A 14,842-nucleotide genomic window follows, 5' to 3' on the forward strand; every position below is an offset into this window, starting at 1 on the left:
TGATGATCATGAGTCCCCGACCGCTTGCCTGAGCCAGCGGGGTGCGCCGGTTCCGACGGACAGCGATCGTCGGCCGCGGTAGGTCGCGGCACGCCTCTCCACAGTTCGGAGCCGTAGTGCTGCCAGCAGCCATGTCCTGACAGCACTACGGCTCCACAACGCACCGCACCCTCGTCGGCGTAGCGGAATGGAAGCGGATGCGCGATCCCGCACATCGCCCCAGCTCACGGCACGTTCCCACGGGTCCACGGTTGACACGCCCGCCGGGCCGGCCCTACCTTCCATACAGAATTCAGGAAGTTCTATTCCGCTGTACGGAAGTTGGTGGATCATGGGTGCGCCGCAGCTCAGCTACCTGCCCAACTGCTCGCTCCTGTTCCAGGAGCTGCCACTGCTGGAACGCCCAGCGGCCGCGAAGGCAGCGGGCTTCGATGCGGTCGAGTTCTGGTGGCCGTTCCCCGAGGCCGTGCCCGCGGATGCCGACGTCGATGCGTTCGTCACCGCGATCGAGGACGCCGGGGTCGCGCTCGTGGGCCTGAACTTCTTCGCGGGCGACCTCGCGGGGCCCGACGCCGGTGCGCTGTCGATCCCGAAGCGCTCCACCGAGTTCCGCGACAACGTCGCGGTGGCGGCGGCCATCGGCGCGCGGCTCGGTGTCCGGGGCCTGAACGCCCTGTACGGCGTCCGCGTCGCAGATGCGACCCCCGCGGAGCAGGACGACCTCGCCGTCGAGAACCTGGTGTTCGCGGCGGACGCCGTGGCCGAGTTCGGCGCGACGGTCCTCGTCGAGCCGGTGAGCGGCCCGAAGCCCTACCCGCTCCGGACCGCGTCGGACGTGCGCACGGTGCTCGATCGGGTCCACGCCGCCGGCGCGGACAACGTCGGCTTCCTCTGCGACCTGTTCCACCTCGCGAGCAACGGCGACGACCTCGACGAGGCCATCGCCGCAAACTTCGCCGACATCGCCCACGTGCAGATCGCCGACACTCCTGGCCGCGGCGAGCCCGGCTCCGGCGAGCTCGACCTCTTCTCCCGGCTCGAGGACCTGCGTGCCAGGGGTTACGACGGCTGGGTCTCGCTGGAGTACAAGCCCACCGGCGGCAACACGGTGGAAAGCCTCGGCTGGCTGCCGAGGGAACAGCGCGGAGCGCACTGACACCCGGCACCCAGTCGACGCCACGACAACTCTTGGAGAAGGACACCGTGAGCAGCACCAAGCAGACGATCGCGTTCATCGGGCTGGGCATCATGGGCCGCCCGATGGCCATCAACCTCGTCAAGGCCGGCTTCGACGTCGTCGGCTACAACCTCGAGCCGGCAGCCATCGAGGCCGTCGCCGCCGCGGGCGGTCGCGGTGCCGGCAACATCGCCGAGGCCGTCAAGGGCGCCGACGTCATCGCCGTCATGGTCCCCGACTCCCCCGACGTGGAGCTCGTGCTCACCGGCGAGGACGGCGTCTTCGACAACGCCCGTGACGGCGCCCTCGTGATCGACTTCTCCACGATCCTGCCGGACGTCTCGCGCCGGATGGCCGAGGTCGGCGCCGCGCGTGGCCTGCGCGTGCTCGACGCACCCGTCTCCGGTGGCGAGGCCGGCGCCATCGAGGGCAGCTTGTCGATCATGGTGGGTGGCTCGGCGGACGACTTCGCGCTCGCCGGGCCGGTCTTCGACGCGGTCGGAGCCACGATCGTGCACGTCGGGCCGTCCGGCTCTGGCCAGACCGTCAAAGCCGCCAACCAGCTCATCGTCGCCGGCAACATCGAGCTCCTCGCCGAGGCGATCGTCTTCCTCGAGGCACACCACGTCGACACCGAGGCGGCAGTCAAGGTGCTGGGCGGCGGGCTCGCGGGCAGCACGGTGTTGCAGCGCAAGGCCGGCAACATGCTCTCGCGGAACTTCGCCCCGGGCTTCCGGATCGCCCTGCACCACAAGGACATGGGCATCGTCACCAACGCGGCACGCGAGGCCGGCGTGGTCATCCCGCTCGGTGCCGCAGTCGCGCAGCTCATCGCGTCGCTGAACGCGCAAGGCCACGGCGGTCTCGACCACTCGGCCCTGTTCAAGTCCGTCGAAGAGCTCTCCGGCCGCGCCGGCGAGTCCCACCCCTCCTGAGAGGAACCCCCATGCCCCGCATGAGGACAGTCGACGCCGCCGTCGCGATCCTGCGCAAGGAGGGCGTGACCGACCTGTTCGGCCTGCCTGGTGCCGCGATCAACCCGTTCTACTCGGCGGTCCGCGCCGACGGAACGCTCAGCCACACGCTCGCCCGGCACGTCGAGGGTGCGGCGCACATGGCCGAGGGCTACACCCGCGCGAAGGCCGGCAACATCGGCGTCTGCGTCGGGACCTCCGGCCCCGCCGGCACCGACATGATCACCGGCCTGTACTCCGCTTCGGCCGACTCGATCCCGATCCTGTGCATCACCGGCCAGGCCCCGGTCGCGAAGCTCCACAAGGAGGACTTCCAGGCCGTCGACATCGCAACTGTCGCGGGCTCACTGACCAAGATGGCGATGACCGTGCTGGAGCCCGCGCAGGTTCCCGGTGCGTTCCAGCAGGCGTTCCACCTGATGCGTTCGGGCCGGCCGGGTCCGGTTCTGATCGACCTGCCGCTCGACGTCCAGCTGGCCGAGATCGAGTTCGACATCGAGACCTACGAGCCGCTCCCGGTCTACAAGCCGGCGGCCAGCCGCGCGCAGATCGAGAAGGCGCTCACCATGCTCGCGGCGGCGGAGCGCCCGGTCATCGTGGCCGGCGGCGGCATCATCAACGCCGACGCCTCCGATCTGCTCGTCGAGTTCGCGGAGCTGACGGGCACGCCGGTCGTCCCGACCCTCATGGGCTGGGGCACGATCCCCGACGACCACCAACTGATGGCGGGGATGGCGGGCATCCAGACCTCGCAGCGCTACGGCAACGCCAACTTCCTGGCCTCGGACTTCGTCCTGGGCATCGGCAACCGCTGGGCCAACCGGCACACCGGCGGCCTCGAGACCTACACAGCAGGCCGCAAGTTCGTCCACGTCGACATCGAGCCGACCCAGATCGGGCGCGTGTTCGCCCCGGACTACGGCATCGTCTCCGACGCGAAGGCCGCGCTGGAACTCTTCGTCACGGTGGCCCGCGAGCGCGCTGCGGCCGGGACCCTGCCCGACCGCAGCCAGTGGATCGACGAGTGCGACGAGCGCAAGAGGACGTTGCTGCGCAAGACGCACTTCGACACGGTGCCGATCAAGCCGCACCGCGTGTACGAGGAGATGAACCGCAGCTTCGGTCCGGAGACCGTCTACGTCTCCACGATCGGGCTCTCGCAGATCGCCGCGGCCCAGTTCCTGCACGTCTACAAGCCGCGACACTGGATCAACGCCGGGCAGGCCGGGCCGCTGGGGTGGACGGTGCCCGCCGCGCTCGGCGTCGTGAAGGCCGATCCGGACGCCCAGGTCGTCGCGATCACCGGCGACTACGACTTCCAGTTCATGATCGAGGAGCTGGCCGTCGGCGCGCAGTTCAACCTGCCCTTCGTCCACGTCCTGGTGAACAACGCCTACCTCGGGCTGATCCGCCAGGCTCAGCGCGGGTTCGACATGGACTACGCCGTCCAGCTCTCGTTCGAGAACATCAACTCTCCTGAGGTCAACGGCTACGGCGTCGACCACGTCAAGGTCGCCGAGGGGCTGGGCTGCAAGGCGTTGCGGGTGTCGCTGCCCGAGGAGATCCTGCCCGCACTCGAAGAGGCCAAGAAGCTGGCCGAGGAGTTCCGGGTGCCGGTCGTCGTCGAGATCGTGCTCGAGCGGGTCACGAACATCGCGATGGGCACCAACCTCGACAACATGACCGAGTTCGAGGAGGTCACCACCACAACCGCGGACGCACCCACGACGGTCGTTCCGATCACCGTCTGACGCACGTCGTCGTCGCCCCCGACAGGTTCACGGGGGCGACGACGACACATTCGTCGTGGTGGCGGCCATCCCCGGCCGACCGTGCGGAGCGGCCCACAACGGCATGGCGCCCGATCCGAGTGGTACCTGACCACATTGGCGGCGCGCCGTCGTCCGGAACGTCGCAGAATGGGCCTCGTCCGAGGTGTGCGCAGCCGCGAAGCACAGCTCCACCGATCGGCGCGCCGCCCCCGCACGTCCGCCACGAGGTTGCCCCGATGCCCGACGTCACGACCCTGCGTGCCCTCAGCGGCTTGCCGAGCGCACCTGCGCCGCTCGCCGATTCGACGCTGATCATGATCGATTTCCAGAACACCTACACGCGCGGCCCGCTGGAGCTCGACGGCGTCACGCGTGCCATCGAGGAGGGCGCAGCGCTGCTGGACCGTGCCCGTTCGGCCGGGATCCCGGTCATACACGTCCAGCATGACGGGGGCGAAGGTTCGCCCTACGACATCCGCGCCGAGATCGGTGCCATCGCAGGCCCGGTCGCGCCGCGCGAGGGCGAGACCGTGATCGTCAAGAACCACCCGAACTCGTTCATCGACACCGATCTGGACGAGCGTCTCAAGGCGGGGGGCGCGAAGAACCTGGTGCTCGCCGGCTTCATGACGCACATGTGCATCAACTCCACCGCCCGCGGCGCGTTCAACCTCGGCTACGCGCCAGCGGTGGTCGCCGCTGCCACCGCGACCCGACCGCTCCCGGTGACGGGTGAGGTGGTCAGCGCCGCGGCCCTGCAGATCGCGAGCCTCGCCGGGTTGGCCGACGTGTTCGCGATCGTGGTGCCCGACAGCACGGCCCTGCCGGACTGATCTGCCTGGCACGAACCACTCGCCCAGCTTCGACAGCGCTATCTGATTCGCCCGAAGAGCCTGCTCCACCACCATTTTCAGGCATTTCCGAGCGCCTGGTACTACTCACGCGATGCACTGGCTCGCGACGTCCGCGTGGGATGAGATGGAGTCGATCGAACGCGCGGGCGCGCGTTCGATCGAACTCATTCTCAACCGAGAGGGGATCGGGATGCGTGAGTTGTTGGACGCCGTGCTGGAAGCGCACGGTGGACTCGAGCGGTGGCGGCGGTTCTCCCGGGCGGAGGCCACGATCGTCACGGGTGGCGAGTTCTGGGGGATGAAGGGTCTGGTGCAGGACGCCGATCCACGGCGGATGACGGTGGCGCTGCACGAGGAGTGGGCGTCGGTGCAGCCCTTCGGAGCGTCGGACCAGAAAACCGACTTCACCCCGGGTCGGATCGCGATCGAGAAGCTGGACGGGCAGGTCGTGGCCGAGCGGGCGGATCCGCGGGAGATGTTCGCCGGGCACGAGATCGACACGCCGTGGGGCCCGCTGCACCGGGCGTATTTCAACGGGTACGCATTGTGGACGTACCTGACCACGCCGTTTCTGCTGGCGATGCCGGGGTTCTCGGTCACCGAGATCGACCCGGTCGAGGAGGACGGGGAGCGGTGGGCGGTGCTGCAGGCGCGGTTCCCGGCGCAGATCGCCAGCCACAGCAGCGTGCAGGAGTTCTACTTCGGTCCCGACCATCTGCTGCGCCGCCATGACTACCGGGTCGACGTGGCGGGCGGATTCGCCGGGGTGCAGTACGTCCACGACATCGTGGAGGCCGACGGCGTGCGGCTCCCGTCGAGGCGGCGCGCCTATCGGGCCGACGCGGACGGCACAGTGAGCTTCGACCAACTGATGGTCGGGATCGACCTGAGCGACATCCATTTCCGCTGAGCTGTCCGACCGCCGTTCGTGCGTCCGAATACGCGGGCAGTCTGGCTGAAAGCGAATGCCGAGACCCTTACCCGAGCCCGGCCGGAATAGCCGACGATTCGGTGGTCATCGCGTGAGCTGCCGCTCCCGGGCGACGCTGGTCGGGTCGTATCCGTAGAGCCAGTCGACGATGTCGAAGTCGTCTCCTGCGCGCGGGGAGAGGAGTGCCGACCGCATCATCGCGCTGACGCCGTCGACATGAAGGATGTCGCCCCACATCTGGGCAGTGGTCTGGACGCGGGACGTGCGCGGGAAGCGGAGGGCCTCGTAGGCCGCGAACGCGGCGTCGACGTCCCCGGGATGCGCCGTGACGCTGTCCGCGAGCACGACCGAGTCCTCGATCGCCTGGCAGGCGCCCTGTGCCAGGTACTGGAGCATCGGATGCGCCGCGTCACCGACGAGCGTGATGCGTCCGCTGGTCCACCCGCCCGCAGGAGCCCTGTCCACCATCGGCCAGCGCCGGGAGTGATCCATGAGCCCGACGCCATGGGCGACTGCGGCGCATGTGCGCTCGAAGACGCGGTCGACCTGGCTGCCGATGTCCTCCTCCGACGGGTAGCGGCGGGTGTCGAAGGTGGCGACCTGGTTGACCAGCTCGCCGCGGCGCACCGGGTACTGCACCAGGTGCAGGCCGGGACCGGCCCAGATCACCATGCCGTCGGGCACGCGCAGCCCGCCGTGCCCGGCCAGGGCCTCGACCGGCACCGTGCCGCGATAGGCGACGTAGCCGGAGTCCACCGGCGCACCGTCGTCGATCAGCATGTCGCGGGTGGTCGAGCGGAGCCCGTCCGCTGCCACCAGCGCTGCGGTCTCGTACTCGGTGCCATCGGCGCAGGCAGCCAGCGCTCCGCCCTCGCGTGGCTCGACGCGCACCACGTGCTTCGACGGCAGCAGCTCGACGAGCCCGCTCTCCTCACACGCCGTCTGGATGGCGCGGTGAAGGTCGGCCCTGTGGGTCACGAAGTAGCGGTGACCGAAACGTTCGAGGAACGCGTCGGCCGTCTCCAACACCGTGATCGGCTCGCCGGTCATCGCGTCGCCCAGGACGAGCCGGCTGGGGAAGAACGCGTCGCGCACGACGTCGGGCAGGACGCCGAGGCGGTCGAGCACCCGAGAGGCGTTCGGCGCCACCTGGAGGCCCGCTCCGATCTCGCCGAACCGGGCCGCCCGTTCCAGCACGCGGACCGGGCGGCCCGCCCGGGCCAGGGCGAGTGCCGCAGTGAGGCCTCCGATACCCCCACCGATCACGAGGAACTCACTGCGTTCCGGGCCGCTCATGGGACGCCGACCGGGCTTGCCAATGTCGTCAGCATACGGATGAAATTAGGATCGACTCCGGTTGACGTCAAGGCACGACGAGGTGGCCGGCGACGCAACCAGGTGGGGCCACGCCACGACGAACCCCCGAGCAGCGCGCCGAAGAGCCCGTTGTAGCTGGTATTTCGCGGTAGTCCGCAACTCGATTTGTGATCATCGAGCACAGCGGGGAATGTGCGACGAAGCACAGCCGGCGCCACTCACCGACCAGAAACAGATTCGTCCGCATGCTGACAGGTTCTGGAAACTCGCCCAATTCGCCGTCCGCGAGCACGCCGCGGGTCGCCCTCGGGCACGACGCACAGCCGGCCTCGTGACAATGTCGCCGGAACGGCCGGGAAAAGGGAGCCGCAGCTCAGACATCCCATGTGCTGCGGGGTCAAGCAGCGGCGTGTTGGTGGGCCCAGGCGGTGGCTTCGTTGTAGCGGGTTCGGGTTTTGAGGCAGCCGTGGAGGATGCCGACGAGGCGGTTGCCGAGTTGGCGTAGTGCGGCGTGGTGGCTGGTGCCGCGGGCGCGGAGGGTGTCGTAGTAGGCGCGGGCGCCGGGCGAGTTGGTGAGTGTGCAGAAGGCCCATTGGTGCACGGCGTCGCCGAGGCGGCGGTTGCGGGCGTAGCGGGCCAGCACAACGGTCTTGCGGCCCGAGGCGCGGGTGATCGGGGAGGTGCCGGCGTAGTTCTTGCGGGCTTTGGCGTCGGTGTATCGGTGGGGGTCGTCTCCGAACTCGGCGAGCACCCGGGCGCCCAGGATCGGCCCGAGGCCGGGCTGGCTGGTGTAGATCTCAGCGTCCGGGTGCTGGCCAAAACCCTGCTCCACCACCGCCTCCAGCTGGGGGATCTGGGTGATCAGCCCGGTCAGCAGCCGCACCTGGGAGACCACGATCGTGGCGTAGGCCTGCTCCACCAGGGCGGGTTGCCGCAGCGCCGGAGCCCGTAGCAGTGTCTGGATGGTGTCGGCCTTGGCTTCGGGGTCGCGGCGGCGGGCCCGCTTCAACGTTGCGGTGATCTTCGAGCGGGACAACCGGGCAGCTCGGTCCGGGTCAGGGGCCTGGCCCAGTAACTCCAGCGCGTCCGATGCCCCCAGGTCGATTCCGGCGGCGGCGAACGCGTCCAGGGCGGCGGGAAAGAACTCACGCAACGCCGAGCGCAGCCGTTGCAGATGCCGGGTTCGCTCCCAGATCAACGACTGGTGGGTCCGGGCGACGAGATTGAGCCCCTCGACGGCGGGGGAGTCTCCGGCCACCGGCCGGTGATGCGCCCGATCCAGCCGGACGATCTCGGCCAGCACGTGCGCATCCCCCGCATCAGACTTGGCCCCCGAACTCGAGTGCCGCTCCCGATACCGCGCCACCGACATCGGGTTGATCGCGAACACCCGGTAGCCGGCCGCGAGCAGGGCCTGCACCCACGGCCCCCGATCGGTCTCGATCCCCACCACCACCGCGCCCTCAACCAGCGTCCCGGTCAGCGGATCGATCGACTCCTCAGACAGATGCCGCGCCAGCAACTCATGCAGCCGACCGATGCCGACCACACCCTCAGGCAATCTGGCCCGACCCAGCCGCTGCCCGGTCTGATCGACCACCTCGACATCGTGGTGGTCCTCGGCCCAGTCATCCCCCACGAACAGCACGCCAACGCCCTCCCGGCAACCCTGCGATGACACGATCGGCAGCGCGGAGGAGACAGCCGCGGACTAATGGTCAAGTGCTCACCCCACCCGCCGATCCACACTCGAGGGCCGCGGGGCACGTCATCCCATCAGCGGTCACGCTCCTCACGACCGGCGGGCGCACGATCTGACCTTAGAGCTCAACCGCTCTGTCGTCGCGAGTGCTGACCCACCGGCCGCTACCGGAATCGAGCCTGCCAGAACCACGGCCCGACGAACCCATTAGTCGTCGCCGCGGTAGCCGAGGAGCCCGCGGTGGTTGTCGAGCAGCTCGTTCAGGAGCGAGACCAGCTGCGTGCGCCGCGCGTCGTCGAACCCGTCGAGCATCGTCTCGTTGACCTGCAACGCACGCTCGACGGCCTCGGCATGCACCGCCCGCCCGGCGTTGGTCAGGCGCACGAGACGGCGGCGGGCGTCGCGGGGGTCCTTCACGTGGCTGATCAGCCGCCGCGCCGCCAGGCGACGGATCACGTCGGCCGCGGTGGAACGGTCCAGCCGAGCGCGCGACCGAAGTGTCGTCTGGTTGAGCTCGCCCTCCGTGGCCAGCGCGTGGATCACGGCGAACTGCGGGGACGTGAGACCGGCGGGGAAGGCCTCGGACCAGATGGCGACATGGAGCTGCTGGCAGGCGCGAAGCAGGTGGCCGATCATGGCCGACAACTCGAGCTCGACGGCCTGCGTGCCGGCCGCTCCGGACGCCATCACAGCCTCGCTTTTCGCAGCTTGTTCACTCATCGGAAGCGCCGACCGAACTCCTCGATCGTACAAGCGACCAGTGGCGGAACCCGCTCCGTGCTCACGGGCGGCAGAGCACCTCGCCGTTCACGATGGCGAACCAGCCGTCGGGGTGCGCGGCCCATTCCCGCCATGCGGCCGAGATGTCGGCGATCTCCTCGGCGCCGGCGTACCCGCCGTCGAGCGCCTGCTGCCTGATCGAGGAACTGAGGATCCGATCCGCCCACAGCCCACCCCACCACGCCCGCTGCTCGGGAGTGGCGTAGTACCAGACGGAAGCGCTGGGGACCACAGTGCCGGCGCCGGCGGCATGTGCCCACGCCAGCAGGTGGCGGGCGGCATCCGGCTCCGCGCCGTTGCTCTTCGCGACAGCACGGTAGATCTCCAGCCAGCGGTCGAGCCTCGAATCGGCCGGATACCAGGTCATCGCGGCGTAGTCCGCGTCGCGCACGGCGACGACGCCGCCCGGGCGGCAGACCCGCAACATCTCCCGGAGCGCGGCGACGGGGTCGCCGAGGTGTTGCAGCACCTGGTGGGCGTGCACGACGTCGAACGAGTCGTTCGCAGCGTCGAGCGCGTAGACGTCTCCGAGCTCGAACGTCACGTTGCCGGCACCGGCCTGCGCGGCCAGCACGCGGGCCCCGTCGAGAACGCCTGCTGAGCTGTCGATCCCGAGGACACGCCCCGGAGCCACCCGGGAGGCGATGTCGAGGGTGATGCTCCCCGGCCCACAACCGACGTCGAGAACCACGGCGCCGGGTTGCAGGTGGCCGGCGAGATACGCGGCAGAGTTGTCGACCGTCCGTATGAGATGCGAGCGCAGCACGCTCTCCGCATGGCCGTGGGTGTAGGTCTCCTGAGCAGCACGCACACCCGGATCCTCAACCCGAGCGTCCACATCTTGCAACGATTCTCCCACTATCTGGGATGAAATCGGCTCATGTGGACGGTACGCCTGCGAGGCGGTCTGCGGTCAGACGGGCGATGACATGGTCGACGGTCATCACGTCCCCGAACATGTGCCAGAAGGCCGCGAGCGAGGCGTTGTGCTCGGCGTCCGACATCGCCGCATTGGCGTCCGCCACCATCACGGTGCGGAAATTCATCATCATCGCGTCGCGTGCGCTGCTCTCGCAGCAGACGTTGGTGACCGTGCCGCCGATCAGCACCGTGTCGAAGCCCTCCGCTCGCAGCCGCTCCACGATGTCCGACGAGCCCTGGATGAAGGCGCTGAAGCGACGCTTCGACACGCGCCGGTCCTCGGGCCGCACGTCCATCGCAGGCCACAGCGCATGCCCGGCGCTGCCCTCGGTCATCGCGGACCCGCGACGGGCCCGCGCTTCCGGAGTGGCCATGCCCCGCATGACGCTCCACTCCGTGTCGCAGCTTGCGTCGTACACGTTCTGCACCCAGAAGACGCCGCCACCGGCGTCCCGGACGGCGGCGGCCAGGCGGTTCACCGCGGGCACGATGCGTTCCGCCATCGGGCAGGCCGCGTGGCCGATCTCGGGGTCGATGAAGCCGACCTGCATGTCGATCACGACGAACGCGGTGCGGGCGGGGTCCAGGTCCTCGAACGGGTGCTCGGTGCCGCACCGCCTGACGACGCGCTCCAGGATCTCCGGAGGGATGGCGATTTCGTGCATGGCGATCTCCTGCCCGTCTGTACCGTCCGGCCGGTCCGCGTTCTTTCTCCCGAGGACCCTAGATCGTCACCGCGGTGCGGTCAGCCCCTCTCCGGGTCGATCACATCGCCCTGATACGCGAGGCCCCGTCCGAGCGACGGCCTCTCTCGATGGCGATGGCATCTCCGGCCCGATGGATAGCATCGACGGATGTCGGTAGAGGATGCGCCGGTGGAGTCACCGGAGCAGCGGTTGCGCCGCATCGAGGTCGTCACCGACGCCGACCTCGCGCACCTCGACGTCGAGGACCTCCTCACCGCCCTCCTCGAACGTGTACGCCTGCTCCTCGACGTCGACACCGCGGCGGTGCTCCTGCTCGACCCCTCCGGCAGCCAGCTCGTCGCGACAGCTGCGCAGGGCATCGAGGAGGAGGTGCAGCAGGGTGTGCGCATTCCCCTCGGCAAGGGGTTCGCCGGTCGTATCGCGGCGGAGAAACAACCGGTCATCCTCGACGAGGTCAACGCCGGCAACGTGCAGAACCCGCTCCTGCTCCGCCGCGGCATCCGCTCGCTGCTGGGGGTGCCGCTGCTGAACGAGGGCAGGGTCCTGGGCGTCCTGCACGTCGGATCTCTGCACCCGCGGCGCTTCACCGAGGAGGACAGTCACCTGCTGCAGCTCGTCGGCGACCGCGTCGCGCTTGCCACCCAGGCACGGCTATCGCACACCGATCGCACCGCCGCGGCCGCGCTGCAGCGCAGCTTGCTGCCCGCCGCACTGCCGTCCCTACCCGGCCTGGAGTTCGCGGCCCGCTACGTGCCCGGCGACGGCTCGATGGGTGGCGACTGGTACGACGTCTTCGCACTCCCGTCCGGCCGGTTGTGCCTCGTGATGGGCGACGTCGCGGGCAGCGGCCTCACCGCGGCGGTGACGATGGGCCGGCTGCGCACGGTGGTGCGAGCCTGCGCGCTGGAGCTCGACGATCCCGCGCTCATGATCGCCAAGGTCGACGAGCACATCCGGCACTTCGAACCGCGGACGATGGCCACCGTCCTCTGCGCGACGCTCGAACCCGATAACGAGTCGCTGCTGATCTCGACCGCCGGTCACCCCCCGCCGGCTGTGGCCCGGCCCGACGCCGACGCCGAGCTCCTGGAGGTCCACCACGACCTGCCGCTCGGCGTGGAGCCGAGTTGGCCGCGGCACACCACCGCCACCCGCCTCACGCCCGGCAGCTCCATCTGCTTCTACACCGATGGGCTCGTGGAACGGCGCGGTGAATCGCTGGACGACGGATTCGACCGGCTCCGCCAGGCCATGACCACCGACCGCGCGGAGCGGCTCTGCGCCGTGATCATGGCCCAGCTGGTCGGTCGCGACCAGGCCTACGACGACATCGCCATCCTCACCGTCTCCCGGGAAGCGACCGACCGATCCATTGGGTGACACGATCGCATGTCGATTCGTGCCGCCGCGTCGAATCAGACGTCCATCCGTGGCAGGCCGGACAGCACCTTCTCGATCGTGATGGGGAAATCGCGCACGCGTACCCCGGCGGCATTGAAGACCGCGTTGGCCACCGCCGCGCCCGCCCCGCAGATTCCCAGCTCACCGATGCCCTTCGCGCCGAGAGCGTTGGCCTTGTCGTCGGACCCGTCGAGCATGAGGGCATCGACCTCGGGAATGTCGGCGTGGACGGGCACGAGGTACTGCGCGAAATCCCCGTTGACGAACGCGCCGCTCCGCATATCGACAACGCCCTCCTCGTGGAGGGCCGCGCTCACGCCCCAGATCATGCCGCCGACCAACTGCGAGCGCGCGGTCTTCGCGTTGAGGATGCGACCCGCCGAGAACACGCCCAGCATCCGGCGCATACGGATCTCCCCGGTGTCGGTGTCGACTCCCACTTCGGCGAACTGTGCCCCGTAGGTGTGGATCCCGTACTTCTGGTAGTTCGGCTCGTCCGACATGAAGCGAACCGATCCCTCCGCCTCGATCCCTTCGGGGTAGAGGCGGTCGACGATCTCACGGAGCCCCTCGGAGGCGCCGTCGATGCTCACCCTGCCGTCCGAGAACACCGCGTCCGCTGCGTCCCGACCGTGCAATGCGGAGCGCGCGTCGCCACACGCCGCGGCCAGCACCTTCTCGCGCAAAGCCGCACAGGCACGGTGGACGGCGGTGCTCGAACTGCCTGCTCCCCACGACCCGCCCGACCCCATGCTGACCGGGAACTCGGACGAGCCGAGCTCGACCCGCACGCGCTCAGGAGGCAGTCCCAGCCCATCGGCCGCCACCTGGGTCAGGATCGTGTAGGTACCGGTACCGATATCCGTCATGTCCGACTCGACGACCGCGGTTCCGGCTTCGAGTCGGACCCGCGCCGTCGCCGTTGTCTGGGAGTGTCGGCGAATGGCCGTGGCCATGCCGTACCCGAGCAGCCACCGCCCGTCGCGCACGCTCGCGGGCTCGGCGCTGCGGCGCTCCCAGCCGAACCGCCGGGCGCCTTCCCGCAGGCACTCCACGAGCTTCCGCTCGCTGTAGGGCACACCACGCTCGGGATCGACGGAGGGCTCGTTGAGGATCCGCAGTTCCACCGGATCCATGCCGAGCTCATGGGCCAGCTCGTCCATCGCCGACTCCACCGCCAGCAGGCCCGGCGCCTCACCCGGCGCCCGGACAGACTCACCCCGCACCAGATCCAGCGGGACCATCCGGTGGCTCGTCAACCGGTCCGGCGCGGCGTAGAGGCTGCGCGTCGTGACGGCGGTCGCCTCGACGAACTCCGCCTCGGGGCTGGTGTGCATCGTGGCCTCGTGGGCGATCGCGACCAGCCGCCCGTCCCGTCCCGCGCCCAGGCGCACCCGCTGGCTCGATGTGGGACGCAGGCTGACGAGGTGGAAGGTCTGTTGCCTGGTCAGCGCGATCTTGACCGGACGGCACAACGCGCGGGCCGCCAACGCCGCCAGGATCGTCTCGTAATGGATCCTCAGCTTGGACCCGAATCCCCCGCCGACGTACGGGGTGACGACGTGAATCCGCTCCGCGTCCATCTGCAGGGTGGCTGCGATCGACGTACGGGCCGCATCGACGATCTGAGTGCTGAGATGAAGGATCAGATCGTCGCCCCGCGGCACCGCCAGACACGCATGCGGCTCCAACGGCAGAGAGAACGCGTACGGAGTGGTGTATCGCTGGTCGAGCTTGATCTCGGCGGCCTCGAACCCGGCAGCGAAATCACCCACCGCGGTATCAACGGGCATCCCGAAAACCAGCTTCTCCGGGACGTACGCCTGATCCTGGAACGCGGCGAAGTCGTACCTGCCCGGCTCAGTGGCGTACTCGACATCCACCAGGTGTGACGCTGCCCGTGCCTGCTCGAACGTCGAGGCGACAACCAGGGCCACCGGCTCCCCGTAATGATGGACATCGGGACCGCTCAGCACCGGAAACGCCCGGTAGAACTCGAGGCGAGCGGAGTGATCCGGGCTGCCTTCCGGCGGTGTGTCGTGATGGGTCATCACCATCTGCACGCCGGGCGAGGCCTCGGCGCGAGCGGTGTCGATCCGGGTGATGCGCCCCTTGCCGATCGTCGCGCCGACGATGAAACCGTAGAGGGGCGAAACGCCGCCCTCGTCCCACTGTTCGTAGGCGTAGGTGGCCTTTCCGGTGACCTTCAACGGGCCCTCGACGCGGTCGAGTGCCTGCCCGATCATCATGATCACCGTCTCGACTCGACAACGGAATCCCGCGCATCGGCCGCTCGCTCGTCGGTG

The 14,842-nt window shown here is 69.2% G+C and carries 12 protein-coding genes; 6 read left to right on the forward strand and 6 right to left on the reverse strand.

Translation table 11 applies throughout. The features are described 5' to 3' along the window. The first annotated feature begins 331 nt into the window (after window positions 1-331). From ACQPZQ_RS35130 to ACQPZQ_RS35150, 5 genes are all read left to right on the forward strand, one after another. Window positions 332-1,156 (forward strand): hydroxypyruvate isomerase family protein, encoded by an 825-nt coding sequence (locus ACQPZQ_RS35130; protein WP_433288101.1) that lies wholly within the window; start codon window positions 332-334, stop codon window positions 1,154-1,156. Window positions 1,157-1,203: 47 nt separating this feature from the next. After that, window positions 1,204-2,112, forward strand: coding sequence for a 2-hydroxy-3-oxopropionate reductase (locus tag ACQPZQ_RS35135; protein WP_433288103.1), 909 nt, complete (start codon window positions 1,204-1,206; stop codon window positions 2,110-2,112). An 11-nt stretch (window positions 2,113-2,123) separates the two neighbouring features. Then, window positions 2,124-3,902 (forward strand): glyoxylate carboligase, encoded by a 1,779-nt coding sequence (gcl, locus tag ACQPZQ_RS35140; RefSeq protein WP_433288105.1) that lies wholly within the window; start codon window positions 2,124-2,126, stop codon window positions 3,900-3,902. 257 nt (window positions 3,903-4,159) lie between these two features. Beyond that, window positions 4,160-4,756: a cysteine hydrolase family protein gene (locus tag ACQPZQ_RS35145; protein ID WP_433288106.1), complete on the forward strand. Its 597-nt coding sequence runs from the start codon at window positions 4,160-4,162 to the stop codon at window positions 4,754-4,756. Between the two features lie 211 nt (window positions 4,757-4,967). Continuing rightward, on the forward strand, window positions 4,968-5,687 hold the full coding sequence (locus ACQPZQ_RS35150; protein WP_433288108.1) for a hypothetical protein: 720 nt from the start codon (window positions 4,968-4,970) through the stop codon (window positions 5,685-5,687). A gap of 105 nt (window positions 5,688-5,792) precedes the next feature. Here the strand turns inward: ACQPZQ_RS35150 and ACQPZQ_RS35155 are convergent, their stop codons facing one another. From ACQPZQ_RS35155 to ACQPZQ_RS35175, 5 genes are all read right to left on the reverse strand, one after another. Next, window positions 5,793-7,004 carry an FAD-dependent monooxygenase gene (locus ACQPZQ_RS35155; protein ID WP_433288110.1) on the reverse strand — a complete coding sequence of 404 codons (1,212 nt, stop codon included), beginning with the start codon at window positions 7,002-7,004 and terminating at the stop codon, window positions 5,793-5,795. A 418-nt stretch (window positions 7,005-7,422) separates the two neighbouring features. Then, window positions 7,423-8,673, reverse strand: coding sequence for an IS110 family transposase (locus tag ACQPZQ_RS35160; protein ID WP_433288112.1), 1,251 nt, complete (start codon window positions 8,671-8,673; stop codon window positions 7,423-7,425). Window positions 8,674-8,934: 261 nt separating this feature from the next. Further along, the gene (locus tag ACQPZQ_RS35165) at window positions 8,935-9,414 is read right to left on the reverse strand and encodes a MarR family winged helix-turn-helix transcriptional regulator (RefSeq protein WP_433288114.1); all 480 of its coding nucleotides are present in this window, start codon (window positions 9,412-9,414) and stop codon (window positions 8,935-8,937) included. Between the two features lie 94 nt (window positions 9,415-9,508). Then, window positions 9,509-10,318, reverse strand: a complete 810-nt coding sequence (locus ACQPZQ_RS35170; protein ID WP_433288116.1) for a methyltransferase domain-containing protein — start codon at window positions 10,316-10,318, stop codon at window positions 9,509-9,511. 67 nt (window positions 10,319-10,385) lie between these two features. Continuing rightward, window positions 10,386-11,093: an isochorismatase family protein gene (locus ACQPZQ_RS35175; RefSeq protein ID WP_433288118.1), complete on the reverse strand. Its 708-nt coding sequence runs from the start codon at window positions 11,091-11,093 to the stop codon at window positions 10,386-10,388. Window positions 11,094-11,282: 189 nt separating this feature from the next. Here ACQPZQ_RS35175 and ACQPZQ_RS35180 point away from each other — a divergent pair, with 189 nt between their 5' ends. Next, entirely contained in the window at window positions 11,283-12,515 is a 1,233-nt protein-coding gene (locus ACQPZQ_RS35180) for a PP2C family protein-serine/threonine phosphatase (RefSeq protein WP_433288120.1), read from the forward strand. Between the two features lie 35 nt (window positions 12,516-12,550). On the opposite strand, the gene ACQPZQ_RS35185 is transcribed toward ACQPZQ_RS35180, so the two are convergent. Continuing rightward, window positions 12,551-14,785 carry a molybdopterin cofactor-binding domain-containing protein gene (locus tag ACQPZQ_RS35185; RefSeq protein ID WP_433299505.1) on the reverse strand — a complete coding sequence of 745 codons (2,235 nt, stop codon included), beginning with the start codon at window positions 14,783-14,785 and terminating at the stop codon, window positions 12,551-12,553. Window positions 14,786-14,842: the final 57 nt, after the last annotated feature.

The organism is Pseudonocardia sp. CA-142604 (assembly GCF_050948475.1).
Classification (GTDB): domain Bacteria; phylum Actinomycetota; class Actinomycetes; order Mycobacteriales; family Pseudonocardiaceae; genus Pseudonocardia; species Pseudonocardia alaniniphila.

Coding starts and splice junctions, on each gene's coding strand:
- ACQPZQ_RS35130 (WP_433288101.1), top strand. CDS start 332: ATGGGTGCGCCGCAGCTCAGCTACCTGCCCAACTGCTCGCTCCTGTTC.
- gcl (WP_433288105.1), top strand. CDS start 2,124: ATGCCCCGCATGAGGACAGTCGACGCCGCCGTCGCGATCCTGCGCAAG.
- ACQPZQ_RS35145 (WP_433288106.1), top strand. CDS start 4,160: ATGCCCGACGTCACGACCCTGCGTGCCCTCAGCGGCTTGCCGAGCGCA.
- ACQPZQ_RS35150 (WP_433288108.1), top strand. CDS start 4,968: ATGCGTGAGTTGTTGGACGCCGTGCTGGAAGCGCACGGTGGACTCGAG.
- ACQPZQ_RS35155 (WP_433288110.1), bottom strand. CDS start 7,004: ATGAGCGGCCCGGAACGCAGTGAGTTCCTCGTGATCGGTGGGGGTATC.
- ACQPZQ_RS35165 (WP_433288114.1), bottom strand. CDS start 9,414: ATGGCGTCCGGAGCGGCCGGCACGCAGGCCGTCGAGCTCGAGTTGTCG.
- ACQPZQ_RS35175 (WP_433288118.1), bottom strand. CDS start 11,093: ATGCACGAAATCGCCATCCCTCCGGAGATCCTGGAGCGCGTCGTCAGG.
- ACQPZQ_RS35180 (WP_433288120.1), top strand. CDS start 11,283: ATGTCGGTAGAGGATGCGCCGGTGGAGTCACCGGAGCAGCGGTTGCGC.
- ACQPZQ_RS35185 (WP_433299505.1), bottom strand. CDS start 14,785: ATGATGATCGGGCAGGCACTCGACCGCGTCGAGGGCCCGTTGAAGGTC.